The organism is Thalassolituus alkanivorans, assembly GCF_020447205.1.
Lineage (GTDB): Bacteria > Pseudomonadota > Gammaproteobacteria > Pseudomonadales > Oceanobacteraceae > Venatoribacter > Venatoribacter alkanivorans.
In genome coordinates this window covers 263,424-286,292 of the sequence record NZ_JAJAEL010000049.1, presented here as the reverse complement: position 1 = coordinate 286,292, position 22,869 = coordinate 263,424, and the positions used below count along the sequence as shown (strand labels likewise).

Annotated in this window: 19 protein-coding genes; 3 read left to right on the top strand and 16 right to left on the bottom strand. The window is 54.6% G+C overall.

Annotation, left to right across the window (positions count from 1 at the left end; translation table 11 throughout):
* Positions 1-393: 393 nt before the first annotated feature.
* Positions 394-1,428: an NADP(H)-dependent aldo-keto reductase gene (locus LGT44_RS19295; protein WP_230332035.1), complete on the bottom strand. Its 1,035-nt coding sequence runs from the start codon at positions 1,426-1,428 to the stop codon at positions 394-396.
* 365 nt (positions 1,429-1,793) lie between these two features.
* Here LGT44_RS19295 and LGT44_RS19290 point away from each other — a divergent pair, with 365 nt between their 5' ends.
* A complete protein-coding gene (locus LGT44_RS19290; RefSeq protein ID WP_230332034.1) occupies positions 1,794-2,675 on the top strand; it encodes an SDR family oxidoreductase in 882 nt (293 codons plus the stop codon).
* A gap of 15 nt (positions 2,676-2,690) precedes the next feature.
* Entirely contained in the window at positions 2,691-3,860 is a 1,170-nt protein-coding gene (locus LGT44_RS19285; RefSeq protein ID WP_230332033.1) for an acyl-CoA dehydrogenase family protein, read from the top strand.
* Between the two features lie 5 nt (positions 3,861-3,865).
* On the opposite strand, the gene LGT44_RS19280 is transcribed toward LGT44_RS19285, so the two are convergent.
* On the bottom strand, positions 3,866-4,468 hold the full coding sequence (locus tag LGT44_RS19280) for a hypothetical protein (RefSeq protein ID WP_230332032.1): 603 nt from the start codon (positions 4,466-4,468) through the stop codon (positions 3,866-3,868).
* 29 nt (positions 4,469-4,497) lie between these two features.
* Entirely contained in the window at positions 4,498-5,490 is a 993-nt protein-coding gene (locus LGT44_RS19275; protein WP_230332031.1) for a tetratricopeptide repeat protein, read from the bottom strand.
* Positions 5,491-5,720: 230 nt separating this feature from the next.
* Between LGT44_RS19275 and LGT44_RS19270 the strand changes: the two genes are divergently transcribed.
* On the top strand, positions 5,721-6,434 hold the full coding sequence (locus tag LGT44_RS19270) for a DUF6436 domain-containing protein (protein ID WP_230332030.1): 714 nt from the start codon (positions 5,721-5,723) through the stop codon (positions 6,432-6,434).
* A gap of 11 nt (positions 6,435-6,445) precedes the next feature.
* Here LGT44_RS19270 and LGT44_RS19265 read toward each other — a convergent pair whose 3' ends face one another.
* From LGT44_RS19265 to LGT44_RS19205, 13 genes are all read right to left on the bottom strand, one after another.
* Positions 6,446-8,506: a transglutaminase family protein gene (locus LGT44_RS19265; RefSeq protein ID WP_230332029.1), complete on the bottom strand. Its 2,061-nt coding sequence runs from the start codon at positions 8,504-8,506 to the stop codon at positions 6,446-6,448.
* Between the two features lie 17 nt (positions 8,507-8,523).
* Positions 8,524-9,501 carry a DUF58 domain-containing protein gene (locus tag LGT44_RS19260; protein ID WP_230332028.1) on the bottom strand — a complete coding sequence of 326 codons (978 nt, stop codon included), beginning with the start codon at positions 9,499-9,501 and terminating at the stop codon, positions 8,524-8,526.
* Entirely contained in the window at positions 9,498-10,424 is a 927-nt protein-coding gene (locus LGT44_RS19255) for an AAA family ATPase (RefSeq protein ID WP_145468872.1), read from the bottom strand. The genes LGT44_RS19260 and LGT44_RS19255 overlap by 4 nt, the downstream gene beginning before the upstream one ends.
* Positions 10,425-10,626: 202 nt before the next feature.
* Entirely contained in the window at positions 10,627-11,841 is a 1,215-nt protein-coding gene (locus tag LGT44_RS19250; protein WP_230332027.1) for an O-succinylhomoserine sulfhydrylase, read from the bottom strand.
* 27 nt (positions 11,842-11,868) lie between these two features.
* The gene (gene purF / locus LGT44_RS19245) at positions 11,869-13,389 is read right to left on the bottom strand and encodes an amidophosphoribosyltransferase (RefSeq protein WP_230332026.1); all 1,521 of its coding nucleotides are present in this window, start codon (positions 13,387-13,389) and stop codon (positions 11,869-11,871) included.
* Between the two features lie 29 nt (positions 13,390-13,418).
* A complete protein-coding gene (locus tag LGT44_RS19240; RefSeq protein ID WP_145468875.1) occupies positions 13,419-13,913 on the bottom strand; it encodes a CvpA family protein in 495 nt (164 codons plus the stop codon).
* 145 nt (positions 13,914-14,058) lie between these two features.
* Entirely contained in the window at positions 14,059-14,613 is a 555-nt protein-coding gene (locus LGT44_RS19235) for an SPOR domain-containing protein (protein ID WP_230332025.1), read from the bottom strand.
* Positions 14,598-15,884, bottom strand: a complete 1,287-nt coding sequence (locus tag LGT44_RS19230; protein ID WP_230332024.1) for a bifunctional folylpolyglutamate synthase/dihydrofolate synthase — start codon at positions 15,882-15,884, stop codon at positions 14,598-14,600. The genes LGT44_RS19235 and LGT44_RS19230 overlap by 16 nt, the downstream gene beginning before the upstream one ends.
* Before the next feature lie 4 nt (positions 15,885-15,888).
* The gene (trpA, locus tag LGT44_RS19225) at positions 15,889-16,692 is read right to left on the bottom strand and encodes a tryptophan synthase subunit alpha (RefSeq protein ID WP_230332023.1); all 804 of its coding nucleotides are present in this window, start codon (positions 16,690-16,692) and stop codon (positions 15,889-15,891) included.
* 222 nt (positions 16,693-16,914) lie between these two features.
* Complete coding sequence (gene trpB / locus LGT44_RS19220; protein WP_145468879.1) at positions 16,915-18,141, bottom strand: tryptophan synthase subunit beta; 1,227 nt, start codon at positions 18,139-18,141, stop codon at positions 16,915-16,917.
* Positions 18,107-18,754, bottom strand: a complete 648-nt coding sequence (locus LGT44_RS19215; protein ID WP_230332022.1) for a phosphoribosylanthranilate isomerase — start codon at positions 18,752-18,754, stop codon at positions 18,107-18,109. Before LGT44_RS19215 ends, trpB begins: the two co-directional genes overlap by 35 nt.
* A 92-nt stretch (positions 18,755-18,846) precedes the next feature.
* Positions 18,847-19,677 carry a tRNA pseudouridine(38-40) synthase TruA gene (gene truA, locus LGT44_RS19210; RefSeq protein ID WP_230332021.1) on the bottom strand — a complete coding sequence of 277 codons (831 nt, stop codon included), beginning with the start codon at positions 19,675-19,677 and terminating at the stop codon, positions 18,847-18,849.
* 11 nt (positions 19,678-19,688) lie between these two features.
* Positions 19,689-22,844, bottom strand: a complete 3,156-nt coding sequence (locus LGT44_RS19205) for a FimV/HubP family polar landmark protein (protein WP_230332020.1) — start codon at positions 22,842-22,844, stop codon at positions 19,689-19,691.
* Positions 22,845-22,869 lie beyond the last annotated feature (25 nt).

The following is a 22,869-nucleotide window of genomic DNA, read 5'->3' as shown; positions in this document are numbered from 1 at the left end:
TGTCTGGCGCCGCACGATCGCCGGTTTGAGCAATCCGCTCAGCCGTATTCCAGAGGAAACCGTGTTTGAGACATGATATTTCAAAAATGCGTTTGATCTGAAAAACGGCATCGCGGTGACGGTGTTCTGCGCCTCTGGGGCCGCCGCAGAAACCGATGATATTTCTGGTCTGTCCGCAGGGATGCGGACAAGCGGCTCCGGCCATGGATGGCCGATGAGGCGCGCGGCCAGTAAATATCAAGGTTTCAAGGGTGACGGTCCAGAAAGCGCGAAGCTGGGGTCGGCCCGCCGGCAAGGGGATAAGTTCCCCTGGGAGGCATTGGGCCTGGATGTTAAAAAATGCAGTTTTTGCCAGCTGCGGTGCTGATTAAAAACTATGGGACAGTAGCGGGATCATGGGCAAGGATTGGAATGCACTTTATGAATGGCATTAATGCGTTCAAGTATCTCCGCCGTTAATACCACATCCTCCGAATCAATATTTTCCTGCAACTGCTCCATAGTAGTCGCGCCAATAATATTCGAAGTCACAAAACCCTGCTGAGTAACAAAGGCCAGCGCCAGAGTCACCGGACTGATTCCCAGATCCGTTGCCAGGTCGACGTATTTCTGCACCGCCTGTTCCGCATGCTCACCCTTATAACGGCTGAAACGTTCGAACAAGGTGATGCGCCCTTTAGGCGGCAGCTGGCCGTTCAGGTATTTACCACTGAGCACACCAAAGGCCAGCGGCGAATATGCCAGCAAACCAACCTGTTCGCGGTGAGAGACTTCCGCCAGGCCAACTTCATAGCTGCGGTTCAGCAGATTATAAGGATTCTGAACGCTCAGAGGTCGCGCCCACTGATTCTGATCAGCAATCTGCAGCACCTTCATCGTGCCCCAGGCGGTTTCATTCGACAGACCGTAATGGCGGATTTTGCCTTCGTTAATAAGTTCCTGCAGCGCGCTCAGTGTTTCTTCCAGCGGTGTGCTTTCAAGCTCCTGATGTTCGTAGCCCAGTTTGCCAAAAAAATTGGTTGGCCGTGCCGGCCAGTGCAGCTGATACAGATCGATATAATCGGTCTGTAAACGTCGCAGGCTGTTTTCTACAGCTTCACGGATATGTGCACGGGTCAGTTGTGGCCCATTGCGCAGATGAGTCATCCAGTCACCCGGGCCCGCTACTTTACTGGCCAGAATAACCTTGTCGCGGTTTCCGCTTTTAGCAAACCAGCTGCCGATGTACTGCTCAGTACGCCCCTGGGTTTCGCCCTTCGGCGGTACCGGATACATCTCAGCGGTATCGAAGAAATTAATACCACGCTCCAGCGCATAATCCATTTGCTGGTGTGCTTCCGCTTCCGTGTTCTGCTCACCCCAGGTCATGGTCCCCAGGCAGAGTTTGGTTACCTGTAAATCGCTGTTACCCAATGGTCGCTTTTGCATCCGTTATTCTCCGCTGCCAGTTTAATGGCCGCATTATGAAGAACTGAGCAGCAACTGATAACCCTGAACGCCTGAACACCCTATGCAGGAAATATGAACAGTAGCGTTTCAATAAAAATCGACTTGATAGATAACGGTATAAAATTTATCAAGCGCAGCGGCCAACACGCAACGACCCTCAGCCCCTGACGAAACCGTTCCAGGGTTACAGTTACACGAAAGATAACGGTATAAATAAAAACAGCATGGCGACAAACGACCGTTGCCTACCAAGCACTTGCTTGGTAATTTGATTTTAATAACGATATTTAAATAACAGCAACCGGCCAAACAGGCCGGTACCACGCACACCATGGGGACGCTTTATGCCGTATCAATCAACGCTGCGCGCCGGCATCTTTGCCGGCAAAACCTTAATTGTTTCCGGAGGCGGCAGTGGCATTGGCCGCTGCACTGCCCACGAACTGGCTTCTCTGGGCGCCAACATTGTGCTGATCGGGCGCAACGAAGACAAACTGCACAGGGTATTGGGCGAAATTCTCGAAGATGGCGGTCAGGCCTGCTGCTACAGCCTGGATATCCGCGATGAAGAAGCCGTGACCGCCACCATTGCCACCATTGTGGCTGAGCACGGCCCGATAGCCGGTCTGTTTAATAACGCCGGCGGCCAGTTCCCCTCCCCGCTTGAGTTTATTAACAAAAAAGGCTTTGAAGCGGTACTGAATACCAACCTTACCGGTACCTTTTTGATGATGCGCGAAGTCTATCGTCAGTCGATGCAGAAATACGGTGGCGCCATCGTCAATATGACCGCCGACAACCTGAACGGCATGCCGGGAATGGGGCATTCTGGGGCTGCCCGTGCCGGGGTAGAAAACATCACCAAAACCGCGGCCTGGGAATGGGGAAAAAGCGGCGTACGGGTTAATGCCGTCGCACCAGGCTGGGTTGCCTCCAGTGGCTTTGATACCTACAGCCCGGCAATGCAGAAAACCATCCGCAACCTGCGCCATCACGTACCGCTGAAACGCATCGCGACCGAAGCCGAAATCAGTTCTGCTGTCTGTTTTTTATTAAGCGAAGGCGCCAATTTTATCAGCGGTGTCTGCCTGCGTGTCGATGGCGGATCATCGATGGGTTCGGCACCGGCCATTATTCCGCTGCCGGATAAACCTGCCACCAACAGTGAATCATTCAACGGTTTTCATCGCTATGAATTACCCGATGTGCTGAAAAATAACGACTAACGGAAGGAACCTCATATGCTGACGTTTGACTCGCTGCGATTAGCCAGCCCCTATTACAACGACAACCATGCCGAATGGCGCAGCCAGCTGCGTAAATTTGTCGAACGCGAAATAATGCCCCATGTCGACGACTGGGAAGAAGCCTGTGATTTACCGCAAGCGCTGTGGCATAAAGCGGCCGAGGTCGGCCTGCTGCAACTGGGCTATCCGGAACAATACGGTGGTCTGACTGAAGGCACCGATATTTTTCATACCATTATTGCCGTGGAAGAACTCAGCCGTACCGGCGCCGGTGGTATTTATGCCACATTAATGGTGCATGGTATTGGCCTGCCACCGGTCGTGCATTTTGGCAGTGATTATTTAAAAAACATGGTCATTGCGCCGGTATTAAGTGGCGAAAAACATATTTCATTGGCCATTACCGAACCCGGCGGCGGTTCAGACGTTGCCAACCTCAGCACCAGTGCCGTGCGCGATGGCGACCACTATATTATTAACGGCAGCAAAACCTTTATTACCGGTGGTATCCGTGCCGACTGGTACACCGTTGCCGTGCGTACCGGCGGCGAAGGTGTGGGCGGTATTTCCATGATATTAGTGCCGGCCGACGCCGCAGGCTTCAGCCGTACGCCATTAAATAAAAAACAGGGTTGGTGGTGTTCGGACACAGCGACCTTGTATTTCGATAATGTACGGGTACCGGCCAGTTATTTAATTGGCGCTGAAAATCAGGGGTTTATGCCCATCGTACATAATTTTAATAATGAACGGCTGGCGTTAACCGCCGGTGCTTTAGCCAGTGCCAAAGTCTGTATCGAAGAAGCTGCCGCCTGGGCAAAAGAGCGCAAAACCTTTGGTAAACCACTCAGCAAACATCAGGTTATCCGCCATAAATTTGCCGAAATGGTGCGCCAGGTGAATGCAACTCAGGCTTATATGGACAGCTGCGCCTGGCAGATTCAGAACGGCAAAGCCAAACCCGCCGATATTGCCTTATTAAAGGTGCAGGCCACCATGGTGATGGAATTCTGTGCCCGGGAGGCATTGCAGATATTAGGTGGTGCGGGCTATATGCGCGGCTGTAAAAGCGAGCGCATTTACCGTGAAGTACGGGTTAATGCCATTGGTGGCGGCTCGGAAGAAATTATGCGTGATCTGGCCGCCCGTCAGCTCGGTCTTTAATACCTTCAGGACGATATTGGCGTCGTCCGGCTTAATTGCCGGCGACGCAAAACAATAATCAGCATCAGCGCCATACAGGCCAGCGCCACCGCCAAAGGAAACAGCAGCGTAACCCAGGAATAATGCTCCAGAGCTGCAACCACCAACAGATTACGTAATAAAAATAAGGCAAAAAAACCGAGCGATTCTGACTGCGGATACGCCCAGGCTTTACGCAGTGTCGGGCCAAAGCCGAATAAATCCACGGTGGTTAAAATAATAACCGCCATTAATGCAGAATCACTGAAATACCAGAATGGCAGCGACGATAAAGCCGCAATAAAAAATAACCAATCCAGTTTTGTGATAGCCAGATCACCCCGTTTTAAAAACGCCAGACAGGCGATAAACAATGTGATACTGGCCGATAAGCCTACCGCCCAGGCACCCGCCCCACCGTTATCACTCAGTTGCGCGAAAAAAACCACCAGAGTGGTAATTCCCCAGATCACCCAGGAAAACACATGGGCCTTAATCGCACCGGTCAGAATTCCGCGGATATAAGGTAAAAAAGCGCTGAAAGTAATGACCATCGCCAGAGCACTGGCGAGTACTTTAAAAGACATCATTATTCTTCATCCGGGTAATTCAGGGTCGGTTAAAACGGCAACGCTGGCAATTCAAACAACCGGCGGCGGTAACGGTTAGCCAGCACACGATCCGGCAAAATATCAATCAGTTCAACCAGCCGTGCCTGCACCTGCTGATAGTCAGCGTCCTCTGTAAGCGAGGTAGACGCCTGCGGGTTGTCGTGGCAACGGGACTGTAAAAACTCCAGCAAGGACTCCAGGGCTGCCGGATAATTCCCCTCCGCCGCCAGAGCACCCGAAAGCGCCAGTACCAACTGTCCATGCTGCGCGTCCGGGTGCGCTAATTGCTGACGCAACACGCTGATATCATCCGCCGGCTGTTGCCACTGCTGGCGCTGTAACGTCAGCCGGGCCTGTGCCTGTTGCAGTTTCGGTTCGCGCAACACACTGAAATCGGCGGCGGCCAGCCAGCCTTCAGCCAGCTGAATCAAAGCACCACGTTCTGAACGCGGCAAGCAACCAAGCCCTTCCAGCAAGACATTCAGAATATCGGCCAGCATCCGTGCTGTACTGCCCTGTGCACCACAGGCAAGCTGGCAGGCCTGATTCAGACTGAATGCCGCCTGATCCGCATCAGCGGCAGCAAAGGCACGCTCTGCCTGCTGCAGACAGCCGGATATCAGAGCACTCTCCTGCGCTGGCTGCCTGAGCCAGGGCTGAATAAATGCGCGGATCTGTGATTCGGTGAGTGTCTGCTGAAAGCGATCAACCTCCATGCCGTTCTGCAGCAACAGAACCGCCGGCAGACCTTTAACCGCAAAGCGCTGCTGCAGCTCGGGTGACTGTTCTGCATCGACCTTGAACAACAGTATCTGCCCGTTAAGCTCCAGCACCAGCTTTTCCAGCAATGGCAGAATTGCCCGACAAGGCGCACACCAGCTGGCCCAGAAATCGAGCAACACAGGAACCCGGGCAGCGGCCAGCTGCGCGGTCAACTGCTCTTCGGTCAGCGATACAATCCAGGGAGGTTCTGCCAGAGCTGGCGCTGAGGGTTCCGTCATAGTGAACGCATAAGTGTCTGCAAAGCTGCGTATCCTAACGCTCTGAAGATTAAATGCCACAGCAGATAACCCAGTGAGTAACAAATACAGCCGGCACAATTCCGCGGATTGATAACCAGATCGAACCAAAAGATAACGGTATAAATCAGTAAACCATACGCACAAAATACGGCAATCCTGAGGTATACTCGCCCAGACCCGGCCAAACCCAACCAGCAGCGAAAAGCCCCATGACCAAACCCGCACCGTCCAGCAACAAACATCCTGCAGGCACGCCGTCACCGGCCAGTTCAGCAAAGAATATCTGGCTGGCCCTGCTGGTCAGTGTCTGGCTGCTGGCAACCCTGGCCGGCTTATGGTGGTTTCAGCAACAGAACGTCCGCCCCTTTGTGAGCAACAACGACGATACCCGTTTCTGGCAGGCCAGCCAGGTCGGCCAGATGCTGCAGCCGTTACTGCAGCAATTGCCACCGTCTGCGATCCCGGAAGGCACAGACGAACCCGTGCTTTTGCTGCATTTCTGGAACCCCGATTGTCTGTGCAACCAGCTCAGTCAGCGCCATTTTGATGGCCTGATCAGTCAGTTTAACCCCGGGCAGTTACGTATCGTGGTGATTGCCGCTCCGGGCACCAGCGATGAGCAGCTACAGAATTTCCGCCAGCTGAACGGTACCCGTATGGAAGTGATGCGCCAGCCACAGGGCCTTGATCTGCCCCTGCCCAGCAGTCCGGCGCTGGCTTTGTTAAGCCCGCAAGGTGAACTGGGTTATTTTGGCGCCTACGGCTTCGGCGCGCTGTGCACCGTCGCCAATGATGACTTTTTCCCGAATATTGTGCGCGAACTGGGCACAAAGGGTTACGGCCCTTTTGCTAACGTAGCGGGTGATGGCTGTTTCTGCGCCTGGCCGTCAGAGAAAAAAGCAATCATTGCAATGCCCGACTGAACCCCGCAGGCTCAGTCCCTGCCCGCGCGCAGTTGGCGGCGAACCTTAGCCATCGCATGCAGCAACTGACGCTGTTGTTTTTGTATCTGGTGTTTATCCACCTGCGGCTGATACAGGCTGCGGTTAATCTCTCCGGCCAGCCAGCGCAGCAAGCTCTGCTGCTGCGGGCAATGCTGCTCAAGACGCTGCAGATAACTGCCCGCAGTTTCTCCAGCCTGCGGCTCTACCCCCAGTTTTTGCCCTTTTTCCTGCAACCGCTGCCAGCTGCGCATAAAAGGTGACAAGGGCACCGGGCGCTGGCGCCACCAGACAACCAACGAAGCCAGCAGGAAGAAACCGCCAAAGCTGCCACCCAGCACATAAAGTCCCTGCTGATAGTCTTCCAGCCCCAGCCAGCCATTAAGAAAACTCTTTTGCCGCTTGCCGTCATACGACAGCACCCACAGCTGCCAGTAATAGTTCAGGCTGTCCATTTCCATACGCAGCTTGTTTAACCAGCTGACACCTTTAAAGCGATGCGGTGACAGCAGATTATCCTGCAGGAAGGTCCCCTCTTCAGCGACCGCACGCTCCAGACCGAACTCAATACGCTGCGGCGCAACCGCCGCCGTCGGATCAACCCGCACCCAGCCCTGCCCGCTGAGCCAGACTTCCGCCCAGGCGTGGGCATCGTACTGACGCACGGTTAAATAACCATCGGCAGCGTTCCATTCGCCGCCCTGATAGCCGGACACCACCCGCGCCGGAATCCCTGCGGCACGGGCAAGAAACACCAGCGCACCGGCATAATGGGCACAGAAGCCGCGACGCTGATTAAACAGAAAGTCGTCAATCTCTTCGCTACCCATTAGCGGTGGTTTCAGGGTGTAGTAAAAATCCTGCTCACGGAAATGGCGTAACAACCCATTAATGTACGCGGCATCATCAACCGCCTCTGCACGACGCTGCTGCGCCCAGGCCCGCGCCTGAGGATTACGATCACGCGGTAATTGCAGATTCTGGCGTTGCTCAAGCCCGGCCAGGCCATCTTCACTGATGCTGACCGAAGGCCAGGACAGTGCCTGATAACGCTTACGCTCATGTAATGGCCGCCGCACAACCAGGCGGTCATCCATCGTCATGCCAATGCGCTCTTCCTGCGCAGCAACACCACGCAGGGCAAACAGCCACTTCTGGCTGGTTGCCTCCTGAATAATTTCATAACGAATCAGCCCTTCAGCGTCCGCCGGCGGCTGCCAGCTTTGCGGATACCACTGGGCTTCAGAGGTAACGCCGCTGGGCTGCCAGCGCCGGCCATCGTAGTCATCCAGAACCAGTGCACGCCAGTAAAGCTGATCGCGGGCAGGTACCTGGCCATCACTGAACGACACACGGAAAGCCAGCTCATCGGACTGACTGAGATCGGCAATATCACCCGGCGCCATTTCTGCCGACAAACCGGTTTTTGCCTTACCTGACTGCAGCGCCATGCTCCACAGCGGCGCTAGGCGCGGAAACAGCAGATACAACACCAGCATCAGCGGCAGCGACATCAGCAGAATGGCCGCCGCCAGCTTTGCTGCGCGACGGCTGCGGCGGACACTCGGCGCATCATGGGAGAAACCGTTCTGATGCAGGGCAACCAGCGCACTGGTCAGCAACCACACTGTCAGAATGCCGTATAAACCCGCCAGAATGCCCTGATCAAAGAGAAAGCCGGTGCCGAGCAGGAAGTAGCTTAAAAAAACCACCACATAGCCATCGCGGCGGTTTCGCATTTCCAGCAACTTCAGCAAGCTGGCGGCAATCAGGAAGGCGGCCGCACTTTCCAGAGTAAAGGTTTTCTCAAAGGCCACTACGACCGCGGCCGACGCAGCGAACACCGCCACCGCTTTGGCCCAGCGGTTTGGGTAGGATAATCGCCCCAGATGCGTCAGCCCGCGCCACACCAGAACAAACAGCGCCAGCCCCCACATCCACAGTGGCAGGTGCTGTCCGTGCGGCAGTAAAGCGGCCAGATTACTGCCCAGCAACCACAACAAGGCGCTGCGCGGAATCTGCAGATCGGTATTCGGATGACCGGTGCTGCTCATTAATCCCCCGCTTCGACTCATAGCGCCCCCCGGTCAAAACCATACAGGGCCAGCGCTTCGAGACAGCGGTCACGATGACCGTCACTGTGATCCGGAGCGATTTCTTTACCCGGCAGACGCAGGCCGTAACGCCAGCCCAGCTGGTGTGCCTGTAAAACCCAGCCACACAGACGCGACAACCGCACTTCTGTGCTTTGCGGCGCTAGCACATCCCAGTCGAGCCAGCAGGTGGCGCCTTCGTCATGGTCAAAATCTTTGCTCACCAGACCTTTGCCGCGGGCCAGCTGTTTCCAGGCGATCTGGCGCATGGAATCGCCGGGCTGATAATTTCGCAGCCCCTGAAAATCCTGCTGACCGGACACACTGGATGGCGCTCCGGCCAGCTTATCTCCCTGCTCACCGGCAGCAAACACAAAGGGCACGGTTTCCGGTTTCGGGTACACCAGCGCGTTAAAGTCGAGTTTTACCCAGGTCCAGGTATTGAACAGCCCCAGCGGAAAGCGCGAGTCCAGCCGCAGGCGTTCAGCCTGCAGCGGCCCACGCTTATGAGTGCGGAAACTCAGCGCCAGCGAACGGGTCTGGGCAGTATCGACATCGGTCAGTTGTGACGGATTATCGGGAAAACCCAGCAGCAAGGCTTCATGAAAGCGCTTGGGAGCCGCGATCAGGCGCAGCGGTAGCTCAATCACATCACCGGCAAAACAGGGATACGCCCGCCCGGCTGCCAGCGTCAGTCCGGACAGGTTACGGAAAGTGAACATCATCGCCGCCAGCGACACACTGAACAGCCAGAAGGTCAGGCCGTAAATCAGGCTGTTCTGGTAGTTAATCGCCGTCAGCAGAAGGACAATCAGCAACAGCGTGAACAGCAGCCCGGTACGGGTTGGCAGAATAAAAATGGACTTATGATTAAGCGTTACCTGAGGCGCCGGCGGAATACGCCGGTCAAGCCAGCGTTTCCAGCGCGCGCGCCAGCGACTGGCGAGTGTCGTCATACCAGAACCGGCACCGTATTGAGGATACGTTGCGACACGCTGTGCGCGCCGCCATCGGCCGCTTCTGCCAGGCGATGATCAACCACCGCCGGCAGCACCGCCTGAATATCCTCCGGCAGCAAGTGCTGACGGTTACCATCCACCAGAGCCCAGGCCTTGGCACTGCGCAGCAAAGCCAGCGCACCGCGCGGTGATAAACCGTACTGAAAGCCCCCCTCATAACGGGTAAAAGCAATAATGCGCTGCACATAGTCCAGCACACTGGCCGAGGCCTGCACGCTGTTTACCTGCTGTTGCAGCTGCGCTAATTCCTGCGTGGTTAAAAGCGGCTTGAGGTTGCTGGCCATGGTGCGGCGGTCACGTCCTTCGAGCAGTTCGCGTTCAGCCTTCTCATTGGGATAGCCCAGCTGAATACGCATTAAAAAACGGTCGAGCTGAGATTCCGGCAACGGGAAAGTTCCCGATTGCGACACCGGGTTTTGTGTGGCGATCACGAAAAACGGCATAGGCAGTGGCCGGGTTTCCCCTTCCACCGTCACCTGCCCTTCTTCCATCGCCTCGAGCAACGCACTCTGTGCTTTAGGCGTTGCGCGGTTAATTTCATCGGCCAGTAATAACTGGGTGAACACCGGCCCCGGATGAAAACGGAAGCGGCCAACATCCGAACCGCTTTCACGCTCAAAAATACTGACGCCAAGAATATCGGCGGGCAATAAATCAGAGGTGAACTGAATGCGGTTATATTGCAGACCCAGCACACCAGCCAGAGCGTGGGATAAGGTGGTTTTGCCCATGCCGGGCAAATCTTCAATCAGCAGGTGACCACGGGCCAGCAGACAACTGAGCGCCAGCTTGAGCTGCTCTTCTTTACCGAGAATGACAGCACTGAGTTGCTCAAGCGCACGTTGAATAGGAGTGGTCATAGTGTTTCCTGTTACTGCCCGTCATAAAGCTCAAGCATAAGTGACTCAGGGTTGCAGGGAAATGGGCAGACACTCAGGCTGAGGAAAGAAGCACAGAATTGCGCGTAAAGAATGGTCAGACTGATAACCGTACGGGGAAAAATGAGACCAAAAAAAACGGGAATAACCTGGGTTATTCCCGTTCTTTTTTACTCGCGGATATTCACAGTGCGTCCAGACCGCGGGCCAGATCGCGCTGAATATCATCGATACTCTCCAGACCCACAGCAACACGCAGCAACGCCTGAGAAATACCGGCTTTCTGCCGTTCGTCTTCACTCAACCGGCCATGTGTGGTGGTACCCGGGTGAGTAATGGTGGTTTTAACATCACCGAGATTAGCGGTAATAGAAATCATGCGGGTGGCATCCACCACCTTCCAGGCTTCTTCACGGCCACCAATCACTTCAAAGGATAAAACACCGCCAAAACCACTCTGCTGTTTTTTCGCCAGAGCATAGCCCGGATGATTTTCCAGACCGCAATAATTTACGGTTTTTACTTTCGGATGCTGCTGCAGCCATTGCGCCAGCTGCATTGCATTCTCGCTGTGCGCTTTCATGCGCAGCGACAATGTTTCCAGACCTTTGGTGAACACCCAGGCATTAAACGGGCTCATGGTCGGACCTGCTGAACGCAGTACACCAATAACAGGTTCAATCAACTCTGACGAACCAACAACCGCACCACCGATACAACGTCCCTGCCCATCGATGTATTTAGTGGCAGAATGCACCACCAGATCGGCACCCCACAGCAAGGGTTTTTGCAACGCCGGAGTACAGAAGCAGTTATCAACCACAAATAAAGCGTTAGCCTCTTTGGCGATCGCAGCAATGCCTTCCAGATCAGCCACATCATTTAATGGGTTGGATGGTGATTCCAGAAAAAATAAACGGGTATTTTCCCGGGTTTTATTTTTCCAGTCGTTCAGATCCAGCAGATCGACATAATCGATCGACACATTAAATTTACGCAGGAATTTTTCGAACAGCATAATAGTGCTGCCGAACACACTGGCTGAACACAATACGTGATCACCGGCTTTCAGATGAGCAATCGCCACCGCGTAAATAGCCGCCATACCGGAAGAAGTTGCCGCACAGGCCTCGCCGCCTTCCAGTGCTGCCAGACGATCTTCAAAGGTACGTACCGTCGGATTGGTGTAACGCGAATAAACATTACCCGCTGACTCGCCACCAAAACGCGCTGCGGCTTCAGCAGCAGAATTAAACACGTAACTGCTGGTCGGAAAAATCGCTTCAGAATGTTCGCATTCTGCACTGCGTACCTGACCGGCACGAACAGCCAGCGTCTCAAAGGCGCAGCCTTCGAGATCTGACTGATAACGATCATTAAATTGCGAAAAATCGTTCATAGCACACCTGTTTCCCGGAATTCAGCTTCAGGACTCTGCTTCGTTGTGCAGATCAATGGCAACATTTTCTACCGCTGCACGCTTGCCTTTGCTGGCATCGTTACGCAACTGTGACAGACGATCAAAGTAGGCTTCATTGATATCGCCGGTCACATATTCGCCGGTAAAGACCGAACAATCGAACGAGCGCGCTTCGGTTTTACTGCCTTCCAGACAGGCACTGATCAGGTCATCAAGATTCTGATACACCAGCCAGTCGGCACCGATTTCTTTGGCAATTTCATCGGTGCTGCGGCCATGGGCAATAAATTCTTCTTTCGCCGGCATGTCGATACCGTAAACGTTCGGGTAACGCACAGCAGGTGCCGCCGAGGCGAAGTACACTTTATTGGCACCCGCTTCACGTGCCATTTCAATAATCTGTTCGCAGGTGGTACCGCGCACAATAGAATCGTCAACCAGCAGAACGTTTTTACCGCGGAATTCCAGATCCAGCGCGTTCAGTTTTTGCTTAACCGATTTTTTACGCTGCTGCTGACCCGGCATAATAAAGGTGCGGCCGATATAACGGTTTTTCATAAAACCTTCGCGATATTTCACGCCCAGTTTATTCGCCAGCTCCAGTGCCGAAGAACGGCTGGTATCCGGAATCGGAATAACCACATCGATATCATGCTCCGGATACTCGCGCATGATTTTTTCCGCCAGTTTTTCACCCATACGCAAACGCGCTTTATACACGGCAATACCATCAATGATGGAGTCCGGACGGGCAAAATAAACGTGTTCAAAAATACAGGGCGTCAGCGAGGTATTTTCTGCACATTGCTGGGTAAACAGTTCGCCTTCTTCGGTAATAACAATGGCTTCACCCGGAGCAATATCGCGCTCAAGTTTAAAGCCCAGCGCATCCAGTGCTACCGATTCAGAAGCCACCATGTATTCCGGCCCCTGAGCGGTATCGCGGCGACCAAAGATCGCCGGGCGGATACCGTTCGGATCACGGAAAGCCACAATGCCGTAACCGCTGATCATGGCGACGACAGCATAGCCACCACGGATACGGCGATGAACATTTTTCACTGCTTTGAAAATCACTTCCGGCGATGGCTGCAGTTGCTTCTGTTCCTGCAGTTCATGGGCAAAAATATTAAGCAATACTTCCGAGTCGGAGGTGGTGTTGATATGACGCAGATCTTCGCGATAAATATCATCCGCCAGCTGTTCGGTATTGGTCAGGTTGCCGTTATGCGCCAGAGTAATACCGTACGGTGAGTTCACATAAAACGGCTGAGCTTCCGCTGAGCTTGAGCTGCCGGCGGTCGGGTAACGCACATGGCCGATCCCCATATTACCGGTCAGACGCTGCATGTGACGGGTACGGAACACGTCGCTGACCAGACCGTTATCCTTACGCAGAAACAGCTTATTTTCAAAGCTGGTAACAATACCGGCAGCGTCCTGGCCGCGATGCTGCAACACCGTCAGGGCATCATAGATGGCCTGATTAACATGGGTTTTGGCAACGATCCCCACAATTCCGCACATGCGCGTATAACCTCAGCAGAAACTAAAAACTAATTGGTAAGAGACATCACCTGATCTGCAGCGCCCGGCAGCGTTTTACGTGCCCAGTCAGCCAGCGTGGTCAGATGAGGAATAAAGGTTGAGTCCTGCCACCAGGCATCCTGGGGCACTAACGTAAACTGCAGGCCGTAGACGATGGCAACCAGCACCACAAGGCCACGGATCAGGCCGAACACCATACCGAACACCCGGTCGGTACCGCCCAGGCCGGTCATACGCACCATTTCGACCAACAGGTGATTTACCATGGCGCCGATGGTGACCGTACCGGCAAATAAAATAACAAAGGCAAGGATCCAGCGTACCGAGTTGGTTTCCACCACTCCGTCCAACAGAGTCGCGAGGTTGCCGCTGAACAGACGGGCAATGATAAACGCTGCTATCCAGCTGGCCAGAGACAGAGCTTCTTTGACGAAGCCACGCTTCAGACTGATCAGACTCGATACCGCCAGTACGGCCAGTATCACCCAATCAATTACCGCCATTGATCGCCCCGGAGCTGGAAATTGGAAAGCGCGCAGTATACCAAAGCGGCCCGCTTAGGAAAGCAGTACTTGGCCTGAGGCAGCGAAGTTACATGCTTTCCGGCTTCGCCGGCCAGAGATAAAACCGGCCGGAAGAATGGCCGGCTCAGGATTCGGCACGGTAACGTTTGATATGAATATCCTGCTGCTTCAGCTCTTTGCGCAGCTGTTTCTGCAAAGTCTCAATCTGGCTGCGCTGCAGCTCCGGCCCGACGTAAACCCGGGTCAGCTTATCGCCGGTAAATTCCTGGGTATACGCCTTGTAACCTTTGGCACGCAGCTGATCGCGCAATGCAAAGGCATTTTTCTGTTCCGAGAAAGCTCCCAGCTGCAGCGTCCAGGCATAGGGCAACTGGTTGCTGTCGAGCTCGGTACGGTCGCTTTGTCCACGCGGAGGGGCCGGGTCGTTCTGTTCAACCACATCCGTGTCCGGCACTGCAATCTGCGCGGCGGCTTCGCCAGAAGCCAGCTGCTCCAACTCAATACGGACCCGGCGTTCATCTTCAACACGGGACCATTCCGGCATATCCGGCATCGGTGGAATATCGCTCTGCAAGGCCAGCTGGCTGCGCGAACCATCCAGTACAATTGGCAAAGCAATGGCCACCGCGATCACCGTAACAAAGGCACCGAGAATGCGTTTTTTCAGATGTTGTTCCATTGCCCCTTCCCTTCTGCCTCCTGTTGCTGCATCCACTCCAGCGCGGCCTCTACCGTATAAAAAGAGCCACACACCAGCCAGTGACCACTGGCCGGTAGCGCATCCAGAGCCGCGGCGACCGATTCAAAACAGTAAGCCGCCTTAGCCGTTAATGCCTGCGCACGTTCCAGCAACTGTTCCGAACTCAGCGCCCGGGGCCCTTCGAGTCCGGCCAGATACCAGTGTTCACTGGCCGGCAAAGCCTGAATCACTTCATTAACCGGCTTATCGCCCAGCATCCCCAGCACAATGCCATCCACCTGTTGCAACTGAGCGCCGATATAGGCCGCGGCCTGCTCATTATGCGCAACATCCAGTGTCAGCTGCAGACGCTGCTCCGCCTTCTGGCGCACATAGTGCTGCAAACGACCGGCGACCTGTAACGAGCCAACCACACGGGCAACGACAGCTTGCTCCGGAAGTTGCCCCAGCACCGCCAGAGACTGCACCGCAGTCGCGACATTATGATAAGGAATATGCGCCCCCGGCAGTTGCCAGGTATGCAATTCACCATTCTGCACAAAACGCAGCTCTAACCCTTGCTCAGAGCGCCCGATAAAGAAATCTTCATCACGGCACAGCCACTGTGCACCAATAGCATCAGCGGTTTCTTTTGCCGTTGCCGGTGGCTGTGGCTGACCACACACCAGCGTTTGCCCGGGCCGGGCAATGGAGACTTTTTCGTAAGCAATCTGCTCCAGCGTATCCCCAAGCCAGGCCTGATGATCAAGACCAATACTGGTTACCACGGAAATATCCGGCTCAGCAATATTCACCGCATCCAGGCGTCCGCCCAGACCGATTTCCAGCACACAGGCATCCACCTGCTGTTGCTGAAACCAGTTGAGCGCAGCCAGGGTACCAAACTCAAAATAGGTCAGACTGGTATCACCACGCTCCGCCTCAACCGCACGGAAACTGGCACAGAGTTCATAGTCAGAGGCTTCCACGCCATTCAGCACAACCCGCTCGTTATAACGGCGGATATGCGGCGATGAATAAACCCCGACATTCAGCCCCTGCTCGCGCAGTAAAGCGGCCAGCAATGCCGAGGTTGTGCCCTTACCATTGGTGCCGCCAACCAGAATCACCAGCGGCGCCGGGCGCAGACAGCCAAGCCGCTCGCCCACCGCCTTCACCCGCGCAAGACCCAGATCGATCTCGCTCGGGTGCATGGATTCCAGTCGCTGCAACCACTGCTCAAGGCCGGCGGTCTGAACATCAAAGCTCATGCGTTCAGGCATCCAGCGCTGTGCGCATGCTGCCAACCAGAGCAGATACCGCATCCTGCGCCGCTTTGGCGTTATCAGCGTTAGCCGCAATCAGGTTAACGATGGCAGAACCCACAATCACCCCATCACAGACCTTACTGACGGCCGCTGCGGTTTCGCCGGTATTGATACCGAAACCCACGCCAACCGGAATAGAAACATGCTTGCGGATACGCTCCAGATTGCGCGCAACATCATCGACATCCAACGCTTTGGAACCGGTTACGCCTTTCAGCGATACGTAATAGACATAGCCGCTGCCGGCATGGCCGATACGCTCAATACGCTCGTCTTTGGTGGTCGGCGCGATCAGGTAGATCATGTCGAGATCGCGGGATTTGAAGAACCCTTCAACATCCACCGCTTCTTCCGGCGGCAGATCAACCATCAACACGCCATCAACACCGGCTTCAACCGCAGCGGCGGCAAAGGTTTCGTAGCCCATGCGCTCAACCGGATTCAGATAGCCCATCAGCACGATGGGCGTGTTGCTGTTGGTTGTACGGAACTCCGCCACCATCGCCAGTACATCGTGCAGTGAGGTGTTATGCGCCAGCGCACGTTCACAGGCCAGCTGAATGGTCGGGCCATCCGCCATCGGATCGGAAAACGGCACGCCCAGCTCAATGATATCGGCACCGGCGTCAACCAGTGCGCGCATCATAGGTACGGTCGCGTCTTTCTGTGGGTCGCCAGCAGTAATGTAGGGAATCAGCGCTTTTTTACCCTGAGCTTCCAGGCTGGCAAATGCATTTTTAATACGGGACATCTCAGTCTCCTGAATTCTGTTTAACCTCAGCGGACATCTCCGCTGAGCGATAAAATTGTTTTTGCTTGGTCTTCTGGCTACTACACCCCAGAGGCACGGGGCGTTATGAGCGATGAAGATACAAGGCAAGAAACAGCGAAAGAGCGGAGTGTATATCTCCTACATGAGCATCTTGAGCTGTTTCTTAACGCCGTAGCTTCGAGCGCAATAGCACCGAACGGCTTAAGCGGTGACTCCATCCAGCGTGGCAATGGTATGAATATCCTTGTCACCACGACCGGAGAGGTTCACAACAATCACCTGATCCGGCTTCATAGTTGCCGCCAGCTTCATCGCATAAGCCACCGCATGGGAAGACTCCAGCGCCGGCATAATACCTTCCAGCTGGGTCAGCTTATGGAAGGCATCCAGCGCCTCATCATCGGTTGCCGCTACATACTGGGCGCGACCAACATCCTTCAACCAGCTGTGCTCAGGGCCCACGCCCGGATAATCCAGACCGGCGGAAATGGAATGCGTACCCATAATCTGGCCATTCTCATCTTCCATCAGATAAGTACGGTTACCATGCAGCACACCCGGACGGCCTTTGCTCAACGGCGCAGCGTGATCGTCGCCGTCCAGCCCCAGACCGCCGGCTTCAACACCGTACATAGCCACTTCGGGATGTTTGATGTAAGGGTGGAACAGACCGATCGCATTAGAACCACCGCCAACGCAGGCAACCAGCGCATCCGGCTGGCGGCCGAACTGCTCAACACTCTGACGCTGTACTTCGCGGCCGATCACACTCTGGAAATCACGCACCAGCATCGGGTACGGGTGCGGCCCAGCGGCGGTACCAATGATGTAGAAAGTATCATCGACGTTGGTTACCCAGTGGCGCATGGCTTCGTTCATGGCGTCTTTCAGGGTTTTGGTACCGGACTCCACCGCTTCAACTTCGGCGCCTAAAAGCTTCATACGGTATACATTCAGCTTTTGCCGCTCAACGTCAGTCGAGCCCATAAAGACTTTGCACTCAAGACCAAAACGCGCGGCAACCGTCGCGGACGCCACACCGTGCTGACCGGCACCGGTCTCGGCAATGATTTTCTTTTTGCCCATAAACTTGGCCAGCAATGCCTGACCAATGGTGTTGTTGATCTTGTGCGCACCGGTGTGGTTCAGGTCTTCACGCTTCAGATAAATCTGCGCACCACCACAATGGGCGGTCAGTCGCTCGGCCAGATACAGCGGCGACGGACGGCCGACATAATGGGCCAGGTCTTTATCGAAAGCGGCCTGAAAATCGGCATCGTCACGCAGTTTTTTGTAGGTTGTTTCCAACTCATCAAGCGCAGCGCTCAGGGTTTCAGAAACAAAGCGGCCGCCATGAATACCAAAATGGCCACGCGCATCAGGCAGGTCGAGATCAAAAGGATTGTTGGTCGACACAGTACACCTCATTAACAAATGCTGTCATTTTGCCGTGATCTTTCACACCCTTGGCCGCTTCAACCCCGCCACTGACATCCACTGCAAAGGGAGCCACCTGGCGGATAGCAAGGCCTACGTTTTCGGGGGTCAGACCACCGGCAAGAATAATTGGTTTGGTTTGCTGATCAGGTACCAGCGCCCAATCGAAGGTTTCGCCGGTACCGCCGGGAACACCCGGCTTATAGCTGTCTAGCAGAATTGCCAGTGCGCCTGGGAAGCGCAGGCACGCCTCCACCACATCCGACGCTTGCCGGACACGGAGGGCTTTGATGTAGGGACGATTGAATTGACTGCAGAAGTCATGTTCTTCATCACCGTGGAATTGAAGTAGGTCGATTCTAACGCTATCCAGAACCTTTTGCACCTCAGCAGCATCCGGATTGACAAATAACGCCGTCACAGTAACAAAAGCCGGAACCGCTGCCACCACCGCCTGCGCCATGGCGATATCGACCGCGCGCGGGCTGGGCGCATAAAAAACCAGACCAACGGCGTCAGCCCCTGCTGCAACAGCGGCAGCGGCATCTTCGGCACGGGTCAGACCACAGATTTTAATTCGGGTGCGTCGATAGGAGGCAGACATAACAACTTCCGGACAATAAAGCCGGCATGATAGCAAGGCAGGCGCTGACATTCACCACGCCAGCATTGCCCAGCAAGAGGATCAGGTGCGATTCAGATCAGGTTCAGAACCGGCTCAAGCAGCGCCGGACCATAAGGCTTACAGGGAATATCAAACTGTTCCGGATAATCCACACCGACAAAGTACAACCCTTCTCCGGGCGCGGTCACCCCGGCCTGCTTGCGGTCGCGGGTAGCCAGCACTTCAGCCATCCACTCCACCGGCTTGTGCCCCTCCCCGATTGGCAGCAGGACACCGACAATATTGCGCACCATATGATAAAGGAACGCACTGGATTCAAGCTCCAGCATGATGATATTGCCCCAGCGCTTCACCTGAATATGATGCATGGTTTTGACCGGTGATTTCGCCTGACAATCTTTGGCACGGAAGGCCGAGAAGTCGTGCTCACCAATCAATGCCTGCGCCGCTTCGTGCATACGTCCCGCATCCAGCGGGTAACGCCACCAGGTCAGCTGATCGTGCTGCAGCGCCTGTTTGGTCGGAGAATTATTAATCAGGTAGCGATAACGGCGGGCGCGGGCTTTGAAACGTGCGTGAAATTCTCCATCAATCGGAGACACCCACTGCAATGCAACACCGTCCGGCAGATTGGTATTCACGCCCATCAGCCAGCTGTATTCCGTACGCACTGCATGACTGTCGAAATGAATTACCTGACGGGTTGCATGCACACCGGCATCGGTACGCCCCGCACAGACAATCTCAATCGGGTGGTTAGCAACTTTCGAAATGGCCGCTTCAAGAGCGGCCTGAATGGTGGGTTCGTTGTGGTGTTTTTGCTTCTGCCAACCGTGGAAACGGGCACCGTTATATTCCACGATGGCAGCGTAACGCTGCACACCGGAGGTAAAACCAGACATTAAAGACTCTATCAGGCCAGATTATCCATCAGACTGCGGGCATCCGCTTTCTGCTGATCCGAGCCTTCCTGAACCACTTCCTGCAGCAGTTCACGGGCACCATCGAAGTCTTCCATGTCGATATAGGCACGGGCCAGATCCAGCTTGGTTGCACACTCATCGGTGCCAGCCAGGAAGTCAAATTCATCATCCGCAGCCGCCAGCTCATCCAGATCGATATCGCCATCAACGCTGACATCCAGATCATCCGGAATGCTTGGATCAACGCGCTCTTCGGCCACTTCCAGCTGATCATCCACAACCGGGACATCATCAGCATCGAATCCGTCCAACTCAGAATCCAACTCAGCCAGATCAGCAGAGAAGTCCATTGTTTCTTCTTCAGATTCACCGGTTTCTGCCGCGAGGGCATTCAGATCATCATCAGAATCACTGGTATCAAATGAGAACTCATCTTCATCCGCTTCCGGCGCAGCACTAATTGAACCCAACTCCTGCTCCAGGGCTTTCAGGTCGTCATCACCATCAGCCTCGGCAAAACCGGTATTTTCTTCCATTTCGAAGGAAAGATCGGACAGCTCACCGGAACCTGCAGCATCACCATCTAGCAGACTCTCCAGATCGGAAAGATCAGAATCAGCAGCGACAGGAGCCGATTCACCGCTGTCAAAATCAAGACCGAAATCGTCTTCAGCTGTCTCTTCAGCAACAGCCGCAGGCTCTTCTGCTGCATCATCTGCCGACAACGAGCCAAGGTCGAACTCTAACGAGTTACTTTCATTATCCGCTTCAACAGAAGCGACTTCAGGTTCATCTGCAGCAGGTGTTTCCGCGCCGAAATCACCAAGATCAAACTCAAGACCATCGTCTGCGGCAGCAGGCTCAGCGGCGATATCAAAGTCGTCCTCACCTTCAGCCGACTCAGCTTCCAGCTCAGACACAGATTCGTTCAGGTCAAATTCAAGTCCATCATCCAGATCCAGCGTCGGCACTTCTTCCAGACCCGACTCAGCCTCACCCAGATCCAGAACCGCATCGGTATTTTCTTCGGGCATATCTTCAGAAAGATCCAGCGCATCACCGAAATCCAGGGCATCAGCAAAATCATCACCCATAGAATCATCCAGCGCCGGAATGTCATCATCCAGAGACAGACCAGAGTCAGCCGCCACACCTGCTGCCAGTGCACTTACAGCAGCCGCTGGTGCGATTGGCGAAGACAGACGATTGCGCAGCTGCTCAGCCTGCTGAGATGCCGCACGGTCGCCCAACTGGTTCAGACCAGCTTCAGCAACAGCAAAAGCTTCCGCCTCATCCATTTCGACATAGACTTCCAGCAATTTCAGACGCAGGTCAGAACGGCTCGGTTCTTTTTCGATAGCATCAGACAGCAGATCAACCGCCTGCTCAAACTTGCCGTAGGCAATATAGATATCGGATTCGCTGATGACATCTTCAGTCTGAGCGACCGTTTCAAAATGATCTTCGTGGTGCTGGGTATCATCCAGATCATCACCCAGATCGATATCTGCGTGATCTGCATCCAGATCAACATCCCCGACAGCCAGTTCATCATCATCGAAATCGAAATCGTCGAGGCTTGATGGATCAGCATCTACATCAGCAAACGCCAGCTCTTCATCAGTAAATTTTTCTTCCTGCTTCGCAGCCTTACGCTGTTTCAGAGTACGGGCAATCAGCAGACCAAGCAGAACCAGCACACCAAAACCGGCCAGCGGATACTGCGGATTACTGAGCATCTGATCCAGTAAGGTTGGCTGCGGACGCTGCTGTTCTTCCTGCTGTGCCAGCATGGCCGCAATACGTTCACGGCGAGCTTTCTCTTCTGCAGCTTTCGCAGCCACATCGGCTTCAGATACAGCCTCAGCTCCATCTGCCACAGCAGCACTGTCGGCAGGCTGGGAATAGTTGAAATCAACAGACTCACCGGCAGGCGCCGCTTCCGGCTCTGCAGCCGGAGCCGTTTCCGCCACTTCAGCAACCGGCTCAGCTACAACGGTTTCCGCCTGCTCAGCAACAGCTTCTGCCGCCTGTTCTGCTCCGCCGACCTGCATGGTTGCCAGTTGATCGTCTTTCAGTGAAATCAGACGCTGCAGGGTATTGATCTGCTCTTCCAGAGACTCCAGGCGCTCACGTAACTCCTGATTTTCACGGCGGCTTTTATCAACATTTTCCAGCGCAATGGCGAGATCATTTTCCAGTGCCTGCTGACGGCCACTGCCCGCGCCCTGACCAGCATCACCACTGGCTCCCGCCGATTCAGCATTGTCACTCTGAGCCGACAACAGGCGGACTTCGCCACCGTCTTTTGCTGTTGCAGCTGCCACTGCAGTACCCGCGCGACCTGTCGCATCAATCTGCGCAGCACCGGTATTCAGTGCACGATTCTGACGATCCACTTCGGCAACGGCCTGACCGAAAGACACACGTTTGATAGATTCTGCATCCGGAATACGCAACACCTGATGCGTTTTCAGGCGGTTAATATTACCAGCGATAAAAGCATTCGGATTTTCATTCTGAATCGCCACCATCATCTGCTGCGGCGTTACGCCACTGGCAGGACGGGTTTCAAGAGCAATCTGCCATAAGGTGTCGTTTGGCTGAACTTTATACGTGCCAGGAGCGGCAGGTTCACTTTCCCAGCGATTCACTGCGACTGGCTGTGCCGGAGCAGCAATCGTTGTGGTTTCAGCAGGAGCACTGACCACAGAACTCTGACCTGCTGGCGTTGTTACCAGCGGCTGAATAGATTCTTCCTGGAAGGTTGGTGGATCCAGCAACAGGGTGTACTCGCGCAGTACACGACCCGATGGCCAGTTCAGCTCAACCAGAAAGTTAAGAAAAGGTTCGTTAACCGGCTCACGTGAGGTCAATACCACACGGTCACCTTCAACTTTGAATGTGATTTTGGTCAGGAAATATAAACGGTCAACGCCTGCGCGTTCAAAGTCACTGGCTGATGCCAGAGCCGGTTTAATTTCCCATTGCGATAAGCCATCGGTTTCAACCAGCTCGATTTCTGCCTGCAGAGGCTGATTCAGTGCCGACTTGAGAGTCAGTTCTCCCAAACCCAACGCCAGTAGCTGAGATGAGGCCGTCAATCCTCCGACCAGCATTAAGGTGTTCGCAAGTAGGCGCTTCATTGGTGCTTCCTTGTTGTCATACGGC